The organism is Ammonifex thiophilus, assembly GCF_003368535.1.
In the GTDB taxonomy this organism is placed as follows: Bacteria; Bacillota; Desulfotomaculia; order Desulfotomaculales; family Ammonificaceae; genus Ammonifex; species Ammonifex thiophilus.
Genome location: NZ_QSLN01000001.1, coordinates 217,529 through 230,998, shown reverse-complemented (window position 1 = coordinate 230,998; position 13,470 = coordinate 217,529). Strand labels below are relative to the sequence as shown.

Below are 13,470 nucleotides of genomic sequence, written 5' to 3'. Positions count from 1 at the left end.
ATGCCCTACTTCCTGGGTATCGATGTAGGCAGCGTGAGCACCAAGCTGGTAGTGATCGACGAGACGGGGGAAATTAAGTTCGAGACCTATCTGCGCACCGAAGGGGGGCCCATCCAGGCTATTCAGAAGGCCTTCCGCCAGCTTAACGAAGCCATGGGGGAAATCGAAGTGGCCGGCGTGGGAACCACGGGGAGCGGCAGGCGGCTGGCGGGAATCATGGTAGGGGCCGACGTCATCAAGAACGAGATCACCGCGCACGCCACGGCCGCCCGCTGGGTGGAGCCCAACGTGCGTACGGTCATCGACATAGGGGGGCAGGACTCCAAGATAATCTTCTTCCAGAACGGGGTGCCCGTGGGTTTCAACATGAATACGGTGTGTGCCGCTGGCACCGGTTCCTTCCTGGACCACCAGGCGACCCGGCTGGGCATCCCTATAGAGGAGTTCGGTGAGTACGCCCTGCGTTCCAAAAGCCCCATAAAGATTGCCGGGCGTTGCGGGGTGTTCGCCGAGTCCGACCTCATCCACAAGCAGCAGATGGGTTATAAGAAGGAGGATCTCATCGCCGGCCTCTGCCTGGCTCTAGCCACCAACTTCCTGGCCAACGTGGCCCGGGGGAGAAAGATAGAACCGGTGGTGCTTTTCCAGGGAGGGGTGGCGGCCAACGTGGGTATGCGGGCCGCTTTTGAGAAGAAGCTGGGGCTAGAAATAGTGGTGCCGCCCCACTTTAAGGTGATGGGGGCTTGGGGAGCAGCTCTCCTGGCCAAGCGGAACTACGAGCGGAGGAGAAAGCCCTCTAACTTCCGGGGAGTGAAGTACATAGCTTCCTTTACTTGCACCCCACGCACCTTCATATGCGGGGACTGCGCCAACAACTGTGAGGTCAACGAAGTCTACATCGGTGGCGAGTTGGTCAGCCGCTGGGGCTCCCGGTGCGGGAAGTGGAACAACTTAAGCCTTTCCTCCAGCGACCGGCCGGAGAACCGCTGGGACTCGGGGCTGAGTCTGCGCCGCGCTTGAAAAGAAAAAGGCCCAAGTGATAGAATAACCCCCGGTAAAGGGGGTGAAGCACCGTGGCACGCAGGTGCGCTATTTGTGGACGGGGCATCAGTTTCGGCAACCAGAGGAGCCACTCCAACAAGGCCAGCGGACGCATCTGGATGCCCAACCTGCAGCGGGTGAAGGCCATCGTGGACGGGCAGCCCCGGCGGATAAGGGTGTGCACCCGCTGTCTCAAAGCGGGTAAGGTGGTGCGGGCTCTCTAGAGCTGCCGCATGAGGTTGGCCATTTCGATGGCACTCATGGCCGCGGCGAACCCTTTGTTGCCCGCCTTGCTGCCGGCCCTCTCTATAGCCTGCTCCAGGTTGTCCGCCGTGATGATGCCGAAGACGACCGGAACGCCGGTGTCTAAAGCTGCGCGGGCCACCCCCTTGGCCGCTTCGGCTGCTACGTAGTCGAAGTGGGGGGTGGCCCCGCGTATTATAGTGCCCAGACAGATAACAGCATCGTACTTGCCGCTGGCCGCCAGCCGGCGGGCTACCAGGGGTATCTCAAAAGCCCCGGGAACCCAGGCCACCACGATATTTTCTTCTGCCACTCCATGACGGTAAAGGGCGTCGAGCGCCCCGTCCAGGAGCTTCTGGGTGATAAACTCGTTGAACCGCCCCACCACCAGGGCGAACCTTAACCCCTCACCTAAAAGCTTTCCTTCCAAAAACTTAGGCATTACCTCTGCTCCTTTCTTCCTGCTGGTCTACCAGGGTCAGAAGATGGCCCAGCTTCTTCTTCTTGGTAGCCAAGTAAAAGCCGTTTTCCTTGCCCGGAGGTATTTCCAGAGGAACCCGCTCCACGATTTCCAGACCGTAACCCTGGATACCTTTTATCTTACGAGGGTTGTTGGTCAGGAGGCGGATCTTCTTAAGGCCCAGATCCACCAGAATCTGAGCTCCTATACCGTAGTCGCGCAGGTCGGGAGGAAAGCCCAAAGCCTCGTTAGCCTCCACCGTATCCTTGCCCCGATCCTGCAGCTCGTAAGCCCGGATCTTGTTGAGTAGTCCGATGCCGCGCCCCTCCTGGCGCATGTAAAGGAGCACCCCCACCCCTTCCGCCGCGATCATCCGCAGGGCCCGCTCTATCTGCTGGCCGCAGTCGCAGCGCAGGGAACCGAAGACGTCGCCGGTAAGGCACTCGGAGTGTACCCGCACGAGAGGCGCCTCCACCGAGGAAAGGTCTCCCATTACCAGCGCCAGGTGACCTTTGCCGTCAAGCAAGCTTTCGTAAGCCACCGCCGTGAACTCCCCGTACTTGGTCGGCAGGCGGGCCGCCCCTACCCGCTTCACCAGCTTCTCGGTGCGCCTCCGGTAGCTTATGAGGTCGGCGATGGTGATGATCTTGAGGTTATGGCGCCGGGCGAACTCCATGAGCTCCGGTACCCGGGCCATCGCCCCGTCGTCCTTCATGATTTCGCAGATGACCCCAGCCGGGTAAAGGCCAGCCAGGCGGGCCAGGTCCACTGCCGCTTCGGTATGCCCGGCCCGACGCAGCACCCCTCCCTTCTTGGCCCTTAAGGGAAAGACGTGCCCCGGGCGTCGGAAGTCGTGCGGACCCGCCTTGGGATCGATGAGCTTTTTAATGGTGTGGGCCCGCTCGTGAGCGGAAATACCCGTGGTCACTTCCCTGGCATCCACCGAGACGGTGAAGGCCGTGCCGTGAGGATCGGTGTTGTGGGGAACCATGGGGGCAAGGTCCAGTTCGTCGGCCCGCTCCTCGGTGAGCGGCACGCAGATGAGACCCCGCCCGTAGGTGGCCATGAAGGTAATGGCCTCCGGTGTCACTTTCTCCGCCGCCATCACCAGATCCCCTTCGTTTTCTCGGTCCTCGTCGTCCACGACGATTACCATCTTCCCCTCCCGTATGTCGGCAATGGCCTCCTCGATGGTGTTGAACTTAAACATAAAAACCGCCTCCCGCACTATACATCGGTGAAACCGGAGTTCCTCAGGAACTCCCAGGTAATCCCCTCTTTTTTCTCCTGGAGAACCTCAAGAAAGCGCCGGACATACTTGCCGATGAGATCGGCTTCCAGGTTTACCTTATCCCCCGGGCCTTTAGAGCCCAAGACAGTGTGGTCGGCGGTGTGGGGGATAAGGGCCACCTTGAAGATATCCCCTTTCACCTCGACCACGGTGAGGCTTACCCCATCCACCGCCACCGAGCCCTTCTCGATGAGGTAAGGGGTCACCTGGGACGGAGCAGCTATGGACAATACCCAGGCCACGTCCTCTCTCTCCTTGCGAAGTATCCTCCCCACGCCGTCCACGTGTCCGGTGACCAGGTGTCCCCCCAGTCGGTCGCCCAGGCGTAGGGCCCGCTCCAAGTTGACTCTGTCCCCCGGCCCGAGCTCCCCCAGGTTGGTGCGCCGCAGAGTCTCCGCCATGGCGTCGGCCCAAAAGCTCCCGGAACCGAGCCGGGTCACGGTAAGACAAGCGCCGTTCACCGCTACGCTGTCCCCCACCCGCAGGTCCTCCAGCACCCGGCGCGCCTCGATCTCGAGCTGCGCCGAGGCCGGGCCGCGGACGATCCGGCGCACCCTACCCACTTCCTCCACTAACCCGGTGAACATCTACCTCTCCTCCGGGTATTCCGGGTAGCCCTCAAAGCAAAAATCGGGCCCCAGCTTTTTCACCGTCAAGTCCTTCAGCCGCAGGGCTTGGTCGGGGTGCTCCACCCCTTCCCCTCCCACCGGCCCGGGGGCCTTCGTCCCCCCGAAGATCTTGGGAGCCACCATCCAGATAACCTTGTCCACCAGCCGGTCCGCCAGGAAGCTGGCGTTTACCGTCCCGCCTCCCTCCACCAGCACGCTGGTTATCCCTCGCCTGCCCAGCTCCTTGAGCAGAAGCTTCAAGTCCACCTGGGGGCCGGGACCGCACACCAGCACTTCCGCCCCCTTATCCTGCAAGGCCTTAATCCGAGAAGGTGGAGCCTGCTCCGTGACCGCCACCCAGGTGGGGGCGGGGGAATCGAGGTTCAGCACCCGGGCAGAAAGGGGAAGATCGGCATGGCTTGAAAGGATAACCCGCACCGGGTCGCGTCCCCCCGGAAGGCGCGTAGTTAAAGAGGGATCGTCTTTCAGCACCGTGCCTCTTCCCACCAAGATGGCGTCGTAGGTGTCGCGCAGTTCATGCACATAGGCCCGGGCTTCCGGGCTTGTTATCCAGCGGGCCTCCCCCGTGCCGGTGGCGATCTTGCCGTCCAGGGTCATGGCCACCTTGAGCACCACGAAAGGCTCGCGGGTGGTGATGAACTTTATAAAGACTTCATTCAGTCGCCGGGCCTCCTGCTCCAGGACCCCTACCGTCACCTCTATTCCTGCCTCCTGCAGAGCCTTTATCCCCTTCCCCGCCACCAGGGGGTTGGGATCCTCCATGGCCACCACCACCCGCTTCACTCCCGCCGCGATGATGGCCTCCGTGCAGGGGCCGGTGCGTCCTACATGGCAGCAGGGTTCCAGGTTGACGTAAAGCGTGGCTCCCCTCGCCTCTTCCCCGGCCGCCCGCAGGGCCTCTATCTCGGCGTGAGGCATCCCAGCCCGGCGGTGGTAGCCCTCGGCGATCACGCGCCCCTCCTTGACCAGCACCGCCCCCACCATGGGGTTAGGGCTGGTCCTACCCCGGGCCTTCAAGGCGAGTTCCAAAGCCCGCCGCATGAAAAATTCGTCTTCCCTCAGGTTCTCCATGCGCTTGTCTTATCCAGTCAGGGTTTAAGACTTATTATAGAGCAATGAAGCGCTTTAAAGAAAGCCTACTGGTGCCGCAGGGCCTCGGCTGGGCTCAAGCTCGCCGCCCGGCTGGCCGGGTAAAGGCCGAAGACGAGACCCACTGCGCTGGCGAAGGCAAAGGCCAGAAGTACGGTCTTAAAAGAGATCAGAGGTGGCCAGTGGGCGAAGTGGGCCACCGCCCAGGCACCACCCGCTCCTATAAGCACGCCGAAAGCCCCTCCTGCCAGGCAGAGGGCCACCGCCTCGGCCAGAAACTGCTGCAGAATGTCCCGCCGGCGAGCCCCCAGGGCCATCAACAACCCCACCTCCCGCGTGCGCTCGGTGACCGCCACCAGCATGATGTTCATCACCCCCACACCCCCCACCAGCAGGGCGATGGCCGCCACCGAGCCGATGATGAGGGTCATGATGCCGGTGGCCTTTTCGATGAGGCTCAGCATGTCCTTCATCGACCGCCCCACGTAGTGGGTATGGAGTCCGGGGTGACGTCGCTCCAGAATTTTGATGCAGTCGGAGATGGCCTGCGGCACAGCTACCTCACTCACCGCCACCCCGTTGAGGGCCTGGATGACGCGGGTATTTAAGACTTCCTGAGCAAAAGTTATGGGCACAAAAGCGTAGTGGGTCATGGCGGAAAAGAGGCCGGAGGAGGGGCTTTCCACTATGCCGACGATGGTGGCGGGAGTATCCTGGATGAAGATCTGCCGGCCTAAGGCGTGCCCATCGGGGAAGAGGCTCCGGGCCAGCTTGGATTCCAGCACCACCACCCGCCGGTGCGCCTGCACGTCCGTTTCCGTGAAGAAGTGCCCGGCCACCAGCGGCAGGTTCATCACCGCCTGGATGTCCGGCGTGGTACCTATGAGGTCGCAATAAACTGATTTGCCCTGGGAGGAGGGGGAGCGCAGGCTGATGAACATGCCCGAGGTAACCGGCGCCAGCTTTTCCACCGCTGGAGAGAGCTCCTTGATGAGGCTTACGTCCTCCAGCCGGAAGGTGTCGGCAGTGGGCGCTTCCCCTCGCTCCACGTCCACCGAAATGCGAAAGCCCCGGCTGGAACCCATTTTCTCTATCTCCCCCAGCAGGGCCGCCTGCCCTCCCTGTCCCACCGCCACCACGGCGATGACCGCCGCTATCCCGATAGCGATCCCTAAAGCCGTCAGTGCCGCCCGGAAGCGGTGCGCCCGTAAGTTGTCCAGGGTCAGGAGCAAAAGGTCGTCAATCTTCATTTTGTCTCTCCTCCCGCACCACCCGGCCGTCCAGGAAGTGAAGGATGCGCTGGGCGTAACGGGCTATCTCCGGATCGTGGGTGACCATGACTATAGTGCGCCCCTCTTCGTGCAGCTCTTTGAAGAGGCCCATGATCTCAAACCCGGTGCGGCGGTCCAGGTTCCCCGTAGGCTCATCGGCCAGGATGACCGCCGGATCGGTGACCAGCGCCCGGGCAATGGCCACCCGCTGCTGTTCCCCGCCCGATATATTGGGCGGCTTGTTATACAGCCTGTGCCCCAGCCCCACCCGCTCTAAAACGGCCACCGCCTTCTGCCGGCGCTCCCGGCGAGAAACCCCGGCGTAGATGAGGGGGAGCTCCACGTTGCGCACCAGGTCGAAGCGCGGCAGGAGGTTAAAGGCCTGGAAGACAAAGCCTATCTGGCGGTTGCGCAGCTCGGCTAAGCCCTCCTCGTCTAAAGACGTCGTGTCGCGCCCGGCGAAGTAGTACTTGCCGGAAGTGGGCTGCTCCAGACAGCCGAGAATGCTAAGGAAGGTGGACTTGCCCGAACCGGAAGGGCCCATGACGGCCACGAATTCCCCCCGCCTGATGGTGAGGGTAACCCCCCTGAGCGCGTGAACCGCCGCCTCCCCCCTGCCGTAGACCTTGGTGAGATCCTCTACCCGGATGACTTCCTCCACGAGGCATACCTCCAGCAATCACGAGCCTTTGCGCTGGCCAGCAAGGGTTTCGGGGCGCACCCGCTCCCCCTCTTTGACCTGCCGGGGGTTGAGCACCACCATGGTCCCCGGCTTAAGCCCTTCCTTTATCTCGGTGTAAAGCTCGTTGCTCCCGCCCACCGCCACCTTCTGCCGCCGCGCCACTCCGTTTTCCACCACCATAACGAACTTCTCCTTATCGGTGCCGAACACGGCCTCTAAAGGAACCAGCACCGCCTTCCGGGGCGGAGTGCGGTAGATAGAGACGTCCACCCGAGCTCCCGGCAAAAGCCCTTCCTTCTCCGGTCGGAGATAGACCTTGTAGATGCTCTCTGCCGTCTGGTCGGCCTTCCGTGTGACGGTGGGGCTCAAGCGCTCCACCACAGCCGGCCACTCCTTTCCCGGGTAGGCCGACCAGGTCACCACCCCTTTCTGCCCTGCTTTTATGCCGGCGAGGTCCTGCTCGCTGAGCTCCGCCACTACCCGCACCCGGTTCACATCCCCCAACTTCAAGATAAAGGCCCCGGGCTGCAGGAAGTCTCCCTCGCGGGGGCCTACTTGCAGCACCACTCCGTCCGTCGGAGCGGTGATCTTGGCCTTGGCCAGTTGGCTGCGGGCCTCCTCCAGCGCCACCCGGGCCTGGTTTACCCGCGCCTCCTGCACCGCTATCTTCTGGGGGTCGGGGTTTTTCAGGGCTTGAAGCCGAGCTTGGGCCGACTCCAGCCGGGCCTCGGCCGCCCGCACCTGGGCCTGGGCCCTGGCTGCTTCGGTCTCCACCGCCTCCAACTCAGCTGCCGACACCGCCCCGTGGCTCCGGAGGAAGCGATAGCGCTCCAGCTTCTTCTGGGCGGTATCTGCCACCGCCTGCGCCTCCTTTAAGAGTTCCTCCGCTTCTCTAACCCCCGCTTCGGCCTGGGCAACATCCTCCGGCCGTACGTTTTTTAGCGCCGAGAGTTCCGCCTCCGCCACCGCGAGCGCTGCCTCGGCACTCTTTACTTTGTTTTCCAGGTCACCGGTATCGAGCTCCGCCAGGAGCTGGCCCGCCTTCACCCGGTCTCCCTCCCGCACTGCCAGCCGCAAAAGCTTGGCTGCCACGGGCGAAGTTACATCGATCTCTCCTTCCGGCTCCACTTTTCCTGTAGCCAGCACCTTATCCTCGAAAAGCCTTTCCTCGGCTAAAGCCACCTTCACTGGTGTTCCCGGGGGGTTGAGCCCCCGCCACACGGCTGCTACCACCACGCCCGCTCCCAGCAGCACGGCCAAAGCTATCCCCACTTTCGCCGCCCGCGACAACTCCTCCCCTCCCCAAAAGGTTAAACATTTAAAGTAAGTCTGGCTTCGTCACCGAAGGGCAAGATTCCTGCTCTTTAAACAAAAGAAAAAGGCTCCCACCAAGTGGGAGCTAGCAGCTCGGGCCTCAGGCCGCTCCGGGAGACAGAGTGCCCAGCGCGGCCAGCAGCAGGGCCACCAGGAGCCAGAGCCCGAACATGTAGAGAACGGGGCCGGAAGGTTTGGTGCGCATGGCCACTGCGCCCCCCAACCCCCACAGGACCAGCGACCACCAGGTGAAAGGGTTGCACTGGGCCAAGAAGTTGTAAAGGAGGGTCTTCTGCTGGGGCAGAAAGGCCGCCAGACTCAAAGTTACGTGGGGCAGGCTCTGAACGGGTAAAGCTAAAATCAGGACGTAAGCTATGATCGACCCTAAGAAAACAGGAAGGTAGCCGAAAACTGCCACGGCGAAAAGAGTCCGGTATGGCGCCTCTTTCGTCGAGAAAGCAGCGTAAATTTTGAGGGCCAGCGCCACCAGCAACCAGATAACCCAGGGGAAGAGCACCCCGCTGGCCACGCCCCCAATAGCCACCTGCTTGGGCAAAAGGGCGCGCACCCGCTCAAGCTCCTCCGGAGGTACGGGGGGAGGGTTCTGCTCGAACATGTGCAGGGTCAAAGCCTGAAGCTTGGGCAAGGCGACTACGACCAGGACGAGATTGATGGCCGTCAGGGCCAGGGCCATGGCCAGAAAGCTCGGCTTATCGGCGAGCTCCTCAAAGAGCTGGCGCGGGGCGTAAAAAGCGCGCAAGAAGCGGCAGCCGCCGGAGCGCTTCTCCCTTTCCACTATCTGCGGATCTTGGGCCAAAGTTTACCCCCTCCTTCACAGAGTTTAACTCTTTCGACCGAACCAACTCTCACCATGAAAGCCCCTTTCACCCCCTTTGCTCGCCAGACCCCTTGGCTTCCAGGGAGCGGTAACACAGAAAGGAAAACACTACCGGTACCAGGACCATCAGGGTGGTGACGGCGAAAAAGGTTATTTCGGACCAGAGCCCCTGAAAGAAGGCCAGTAAGAGGCAGATGAGGCTTCCCAGCACCCAGACTCGGCCTGCTAGGCGGTGCGTCCGCCGCCACACTTCCTCGCTGGCCAGGGTCCAGGGAGTTCTTATGCCCACGAAGTAGTTGTGCCGCACCTGCCCCATCACGTTGCCGGCAGTGAGAAAAAGCAAGCTTATGCCCATCTTGACCGCCAGCCCTATGTCCACAGGGTAGCCCAGGGCCGCAGCCATCCACACCCCGTAGATGCCGGCCATAAAGAGCACGAAGCCCCAGCGCAGCAAACGGTAGGCGCCGGAAAAGCGCGCGTAATTGCGGCGGCGCGGATCTATGAGGGGAGTTACCAGCATCAGGAGGTAAATTCCCAGCGCCAGCAAAGGTGCGGTGAAGGCGCCTTGCAGGCGCGTGCCGTAGCCGTCCACTTCCCCCCTCCAGTTCCAGTGCACCGGTACCCGCTCCGGCAGCAAAGGATAAAGGATGAAGGCCGCTGCCAGCATCCCTCCCAGCACCAGCCACAGGGGCCAATCGGGCTTCAAGCTTCCCCAGGAAAGAGTATAGTCCTGGGCCGCGTCTTCCCTCGGCACTTACCCTCACCCTCCTTTTTCCGTTCCCTCTCGACCACCAGATTCATCACCCAGCCCACCACCTCCTGAAAGACGGTAGTGTTCAAGGAGTAGAAAATGTTCTGGCCCTTGCGGTAGTCCTGCACCAGATGAGCCTGCTTGAGGACGCTTAGGTGGTGGGAAATGGTGGGCCAGGAGAGCTCGAAGTGCGCCGCGATCTCCCCGGCCGTCAAATCCCTCTCCTGCAAAAGCTGCAAGATCTGCCGCCGCGTATCGTCGGCCAGTGCCTTGAACACCCGGCTTAAAGACATAAGGCTAGCCCACCTTTAGAAATTTAGAAAACGATCTAAATGGATTCTAACCTGGTAGCCCGAGATTGTCAAGGCTCCGTCTTATGAAGGCGCTGCTTCACCGCTTCCACGAATTTCTCCGGCTCCGCCGGGGAAAGGTAGAAGATCTTCCCATCGGTGGTCTCGATGCGGACCATGTTCCTGAGGTTGGTGGCATAAATTCGTACGGTCCGGTTATCGTCCTCGCTGAAAAAACGCCCGTAATAGCCCCACATCGCTGCGTAAGCCAAAACTCTAAACGCAATGCCCGGTTTCTCAACTACAGCCACCGAGTTGATGGTAGCTAGAGGAATACCAAAGGACCCCAGCACCTTTCTAACGATAATAATTTCGGAGAAACTAATTATGTAGTAACCAACGCTTAGCATATACATAAGAACAAAAACACCCGCAATGAATAAGAAAAACACAACTACAATACAGGCATCTATCCACAAACCTTGGGCACAATAACTACTGAAGTCGGAATAGCACTTAGCGGCTAAAGCAATGAATAGTAGCGGAGTAAGAACATAAGTAAACACCACGGTAAGCCTATCGTACGGATGAGCCTCAAACCGAGTAATTTCATTCATTAGCGTCCACCACTCTCAAAAGTGAATCCATAAGGGGAGGATCAGGCCTAAACCTTAACCCTCCCCTCATTTTATCCCTAGTTTTAACTATAAATAACCTGCAAGCGATACTGATATACCCGTATCCAGTGATAGTAACCAATTGATACAACATCAACAACAGCTGCTACTGCATTATACACAACCGGGATATGCACGAACGGAATTAGCGTCACCAACGCCCTTGCTCTATTACCAGAAGGATTATTTGCCTTTACCGACACTGCATCTACCGGGCGATCGAGCTCGAACTCGCGCACTCTCCTTCACCTTACCGATCACCTTTGCCAGCACCCTCAGCAGAGCCTGCCGGCTACATGCCTCAAGCTCCCTGTTATCCTTCCCCAAGGCTTCATTCAACTCCTCTCCCTCCCCTGATTATAACAGTTCTCCCTTTCTTTCCTGCCTTCCTGCTTCAGGAAATATCATAGAAGCAAAAAAAACAAGAGCTTAATTCCCCTATTTTATGCCAAATCCCCGGGTTAGAGGCCAACGTTGGCACGTTACCTGCCGAAAAGAAAACAAAACTCCTTATACCTTCCTTTTTAGTAAAGACATAAAAAACTACTGGTTTTTCGGCGCAGGAGGGGAAGTCTCGGCAAAGCCTTTCTTAAGGAAAGGAAGGCGGATCACTTCCGCCAGCTTGGAGACGGCATAAGGAGCGAAGAGTCCCGCCTGGCAGATAAGAAAATAGTTCACCTTGTCGAGCTCCGGGAGGGGAGCTCCCTCCGCCAGCCGGTGAAGGATCACGGTGGCGATGCCGCCGTCCACCGCCAGGATGACGATAAGACCGGCCAGGGCGATGAGGCGGCTGGAGCTGGGCACCAGCACCGGCTCCCCTTCCCGGCAATCGACCACTTCCGAAAGGGCTTTCTTAAGAAAAGAAGGATCGGACCGGAGCATCCGGACGACCGGGTAAATGAGGGAACTGAAGATCAGAAGCATCACGCCGAAGGCCAGCCCAAAAGAAGACAAGCACTACCCACTCCTTTATTCTAGAGCTTCCGGTACACTTTATGCACTGCCCTCCGGTAACTGCACCCTCTTCCGAGCCAGCTATGGAGGACGGAGACTGGATCTTGACACGGACACCGAGCTTGCCCAGGTTGACTTTCCGGCAGGGGGAGCTTATAATAAAGCCAGAAGCGGGGGAGTAGCTCAACATGGTAGAGCAGCGGCCTCCAAAGCCGCGGGCTGTGGGTTCAAGTCCTGCCTCCCCCGCCATTTTGTTTTAATCTAAAGGAACTTCTAACCCTCTCCGCTCCCGCATAAGGTTGTTACGGAGGAGGGGGTTAGAAATTGCGTGGACACGAGGAAAAGGGATCTTTTAGCTTGTCCGCCGTGGGACAGGGCGTCTTCGGGGCGGCTTCCTTCGTCCTGGGTTTCACCCTTTTGACCGCCGCGCTCTTCTATTTCGCTCCTTTACCCGAAAGGCTTCTCCCCTATTTCGCCAGCTCCGGGCTTTTCCTGGGGAGCTTCGCCGGCGGGGTCCTAGCAGCCCGCCGGGCGGCGAGCAAGGTGCTGCTGCACGGTCTTACCGTGGGAACGGTCCTTTTTATCCTCCTTTGGTTTACCTCCCTCATTTTCTACCCGGGGCCGGTGGTGACTGCTCACCTGTTGAAGAAGCTCTTCCTGCTCCTCCTCGGCGGCGCTTTAGGGAGCACGCTGGGAGCAACTTTAATTCCTTCCCGATAGGATCTGGACGGCATCAGGATAGTTGGTGAGGCGCCGGGCACCGGAAGGAGTGACCACCACCGTGTTCTCTATCCCCACCGCTCCTTCCCCGGGAAAGACGAACTTGGGCTCGATGGCTATCACCATCCCTGCTTCCAGCGGCTCCTCCACGCCGGGAGCCAGCACGGGGAGGTCGTTGAGCTCAAGCCCCACGCCGTGCCCGATGAAGCGCACCGGTTGCTGCCACCCCTGGAAGTATTCCTTTAGCCCCGCCTTCTCGCTCATCCGGCAGGCCAGCTCGTAAAGAGAAGCCGGGCTTTTACCGGGACGGATCTCCTCCAGCAGGGCCTGCTGGATTTCCAGGGCCACCTGGTGGGCTCTTTCCAGCTCCGGCTTTAACCTCCCTACGACGTAGACCCGGGTGGCATCAGTTACATAGCCCCGCCAGGCGAAGGCGTAATCCACATAGATAGGCTCGTTTTCTGCCAGGCGACGCCAGCTCGGGCCAAAGGCGAAGGAAGGATCTAGGCCCGGCCCGGACACCGGGCCGTCGAAGTAGGAAGGCTCGGCAGCGCTGGGGCCGGTGAGGAAGTGCCCCATGAAAAAGTCGGGGTTGAAGCCGCGGAAGCGCACCAGCCCCTGGTGCCCCAGGCGGCGGGCCTCCCCTTCCAGGCGCCCCGCCAGGGCCACCTCCGTCTCGCCCAGCTCTACTAGGCCAGGAACGGCGGCCAGCATTTGGTCGAGCCGCCGGCCGCTCTCGCGCAAGAGCTCCAGTTCATAAGCCGATTTTACCGCCCGCTGCCGGCGGATGATGGGAGATACGTCCCGGAACTGGGTATGGGGAAAAAGCTTCTGGTACTGAAGAAAGTAGCTCACCGGAAGAATGTCGAGTTCCAAACCCAAAGTCCGGGGGAGCTTAAAGCCGTGCTCCTGAAGCAGGGCCGGGATTTGCCGGAAGCTTTGAAGCTTTACCACCCGCCCGCAGAGGGTGGTGGCACGCGCTCTCTCCACGCTACGGCGCACCAGGTAAATGGGCTCTCCTTCCACCGGCAGGTAAAGGTGGCCGTTCTGAAAAGTACCGGTGTAGTAAAATATGTCGGCGCTTTGCACCAGCAGGGCCCCTTCTATCTCCTGCTCCTGCAAAGCTTTTTGTAGCTTCCTCACTCTGGCGACGACGTCCTGCTGCCAAGCTTCTCTATCGGTCAAGGCTTTCCCCCCTGCCAAAAGCCGTTGAGCCTTTA

At 60.2% G+C, this 13,470-nt stretch carries 17 protein-coding genes and 1 tRNA gene; 4 read left to right on the top strand and 14 right to left on the bottom strand.

The genetic code is table 11. The annotated features are described in order from the left end of the window. Positions 1-1,020: an acyl-CoA dehydratase activase gene (locus DXX99_RS01350; protein ID WP_115791719.1), complete on the top strand. Its 1,020-nt coding sequence runs from the start codon at positions 1-3 to the stop codon at positions 1,018-1,020. Positions 1,021-1,073: 53 nt separating this feature from the next. Next, entirely contained in the window at positions 1,074-1,265 is a 192-nt protein-coding gene (gene rpmB, locus DXX99_RS01345; protein ID WP_115791718.1) for a 50S ribosomal protein L28, read from the top strand. Here rpmB and ribH read toward each other — a convergent pair. The 13 genes from ribH to DXX99_RS01285 all read right to left on the bottom strand — a co-directional run bounded on the left by ribH (position 1,262) and on the right by DXX99_RS01285 (position 11,530). Further along, the gene (gene ribH / locus DXX99_RS01340) at positions 1,262-1,726 is read right to left on the bottom strand and encodes a 6,7-dimethyl-8-ribityllumazine synthase (RefSeq protein ID WP_115791717.1); all 465 of its coding nucleotides are present in this window, start codon (positions 1,724-1,726) and stop codon (positions 1,262-1,264) included. The genes rpmB and ribH overlap by 4 nt on opposite strands. Then, on the bottom strand, positions 1,719-2,954 hold the full coding sequence (locus DXX99_RS01335) for a bifunctional 3,4-dihydroxy-2-butanone-4-phosphate synthase/GTP cyclohydrolase II (RefSeq protein WP_115791716.1): 1,236 nt from the start codon (positions 2,952-2,954) through the stop codon (positions 1,719-1,721). The genes ribH and DXX99_RS01335 overlap by 8 nt, the downstream gene beginning before the upstream one ends. Before the next feature lie 17 nt (positions 2,955-2,971). Next, positions 2,972-3,622, bottom strand: coding sequence for a riboflavin synthase (locus DXX99_RS01330; protein ID WP_115791715.1), 651 nt, complete (start codon positions 3,620-3,622; stop codon positions 2,972-2,974). After that, a complete protein-coding gene (gene ribD, locus DXX99_RS01325) occupies positions 3,623-4,705 on the bottom strand; it encodes a bifunctional diaminohydroxyphosphoribosylaminopyrimidine deaminase/5-amino-6-(5-phosphoribosylamino)uracil reductase RibD (protein WP_240610762.1) in 1,083 nt (360 codons plus the stop codon). 95 nt (positions 4,706-4,800) lie between these two features. Then, positions 4,801-6,003: an ABC transporter permease gene (locus tag DXX99_RS01320; RefSeq protein WP_115791713.1), complete on the bottom strand. Its 1,203-nt coding sequence runs from the start codon at positions 6,001-6,003 to the stop codon at positions 4,801-4,803. Then, the gene (locus DXX99_RS01315; protein ID WP_115791712.1) at positions 5,993-6,685 is read right to left on the bottom strand and encodes an ABC transporter ATP-binding protein; all 693 of its coding nucleotides are present in this window, start codon (positions 6,683-6,685) and stop codon (positions 5,993-5,995) included. The genes DXX99_RS01320 and DXX99_RS01315 overlap by 11 nt, the downstream gene beginning before the upstream one ends. A gap of 18 nt (positions 6,686-6,703) precedes the next feature. After that, positions 6,704-7,996, bottom strand: coding sequence for an efflux RND transporter periplasmic adaptor subunit (locus DXX99_RS01310; RefSeq protein WP_115791711.1), 1,293 nt, complete (start codon positions 7,994-7,996; stop codon positions 6,704-6,706). Positions 7,997-8,120: 124 nt separating this feature from the next. Continuing rightward, positions 8,121-8,837: a YIP1 family protein gene (locus DXX99_RS01305; protein ID WP_115791710.1), complete on the bottom strand. Its 717-nt coding sequence runs from the start codon at positions 8,835-8,837 to the stop codon at positions 8,121-8,123. Between the two features lie 67 nt (positions 8,838-8,904). Next, complete coding sequence (locus DXX99_RS01300; RefSeq protein ID WP_115791709.1) at positions 8,905-9,612, bottom strand: SdpI family protein; 708 nt, start codon at positions 9,610-9,612, stop codon at positions 8,905-8,907. After that, a complete protein-coding gene (locus DXX99_RS01295; protein ID WP_115791708.1) occupies positions 9,561-9,902 on the bottom strand; it encodes an autorepressor SdpR family transcription factor in 342 nt (113 codons plus the stop codon). Before DXX99_RS01295 ends, DXX99_RS01300 begins: the two co-directional genes overlap by 52 nt. A 68-nt stretch (positions 9,903-9,970) precedes the next feature. Then, positions 9,971-10,315 carry a PH domain-containing protein gene (locus DXX99_RS11405; protein WP_165847644.1) on the bottom strand — a complete coding sequence of 115 codons (345 nt, stop codon included), beginning with the start codon at positions 10,313-10,315 and terminating at the stop codon, positions 9,971-9,973. Positions 10,316-10,599: 284 nt separating this feature from the next. Then, positions 10,600-10,815: a hypothetical protein gene (locus DXX99_RS11305; protein ID WP_134642922.1), complete on the bottom strand. Its 216-nt coding sequence runs from the start codon at positions 10,813-10,815 to the stop codon at positions 10,600-10,602. A 304-nt stretch (positions 10,816-11,119) separates the two neighbouring features. After that, complete coding sequence (locus tag DXX99_RS01285) at positions 11,120-11,530, bottom strand: hypothetical protein (RefSeq protein WP_115791706.1); 411 nt, start codon at positions 11,528-11,530, stop codon at positions 11,120-11,122. A gap of 172 nt (positions 11,531-11,702) precedes the next feature. Between DXX99_RS01285 and DXX99_RS01280 the strand changes: the two genes are divergently transcribed. Next, positions 11,703-11,779: transfer RNA gene (locus tag DXX99_RS01280), tRNA-Trp, on the top strand. A 75-nt stretch (positions 11,780-11,854) separates the two neighbouring features. Continuing rightward, entirely contained in the window at positions 11,855-12,250 is a 396-nt protein-coding gene (locus DXX99_RS01275) for a TIGR04086 family membrane protein (RefSeq protein WP_115791705.1), read from the top strand. Here the strand turns inward: DXX99_RS01275 and DXX99_RS01270 are convergent. Further along, positions 12,233-13,435: a M24 family metallopeptidase gene (locus DXX99_RS01270; protein WP_115791704.1), complete on the bottom strand. Its 1,203-nt coding sequence runs from the start codon at positions 13,433-13,435 to the stop codon at positions 12,233-12,235. The two genes, DXX99_RS01275 and DXX99_RS01270, sit on opposite strands and share 18 nt — an antisense overlap. Between the last annotated feature and the right edge of the window lie 35 nt (positions 13,436-13,470).

Excerpts from the sequence above, each read along its gene's own strand:
- DXX99_RS11405 (WP_165847644.1), bottom strand. The coding sequence starts at position 10,315 with ATGTATATGCTAAGCGTTGGTTACTACATAATTAGTTTCTCCGAAATT.
- DXX99_RS01350 (WP_115791719.1), top strand. The coding sequence starts at position 1 with ATGCCCTACTTCCTGGGTATCGATGTAGGCAGCGTGAGCACCAAGCTG.
- ribH (WP_115791717.1), bottom strand. The coding sequence starts at position 1,726 with ATGCCTAAGTTTTTGGAAGGAAAGCTTTTAGGTGAGGGGTTAAGGTTC.
- DXX99_RS01335 (WP_115791716.1), bottom strand. The coding sequence starts at position 2,954 with ATGTTTAAGTTCAACACCATCGAGGAGGCCATTGCCGACATACGGGAG.
- DXX99_RS01320 (WP_115791713.1), bottom strand. The coding sequence starts at position 6,003 with ATGAAGATTGACGACCTTTTGCTCCTGACCCTGGACAACTTACGGGCG.
- DXX99_RS01295 (WP_115791708.1), bottom strand. The coding sequence starts at position 9,902 with ATGTCTTTAAGCCGGGTGTTCAAGGCACTGGCCGACGATACGCGGCGG.
- ribD (WP_240610762.1), bottom strand. The coding sequence starts at position 4,705 with ATGCGGCGGGCTTTGGAACTCGCCTTGAAGGCCCGGGGTAGGACCAGC.
- DXX99_RS01330 (WP_115791715.1), bottom strand. The coding sequence starts at position 3,622 with ATGTTCACCGGGTTAGTGGAGGAAGTGGGTAGGGTGCGCCGGATCGTC.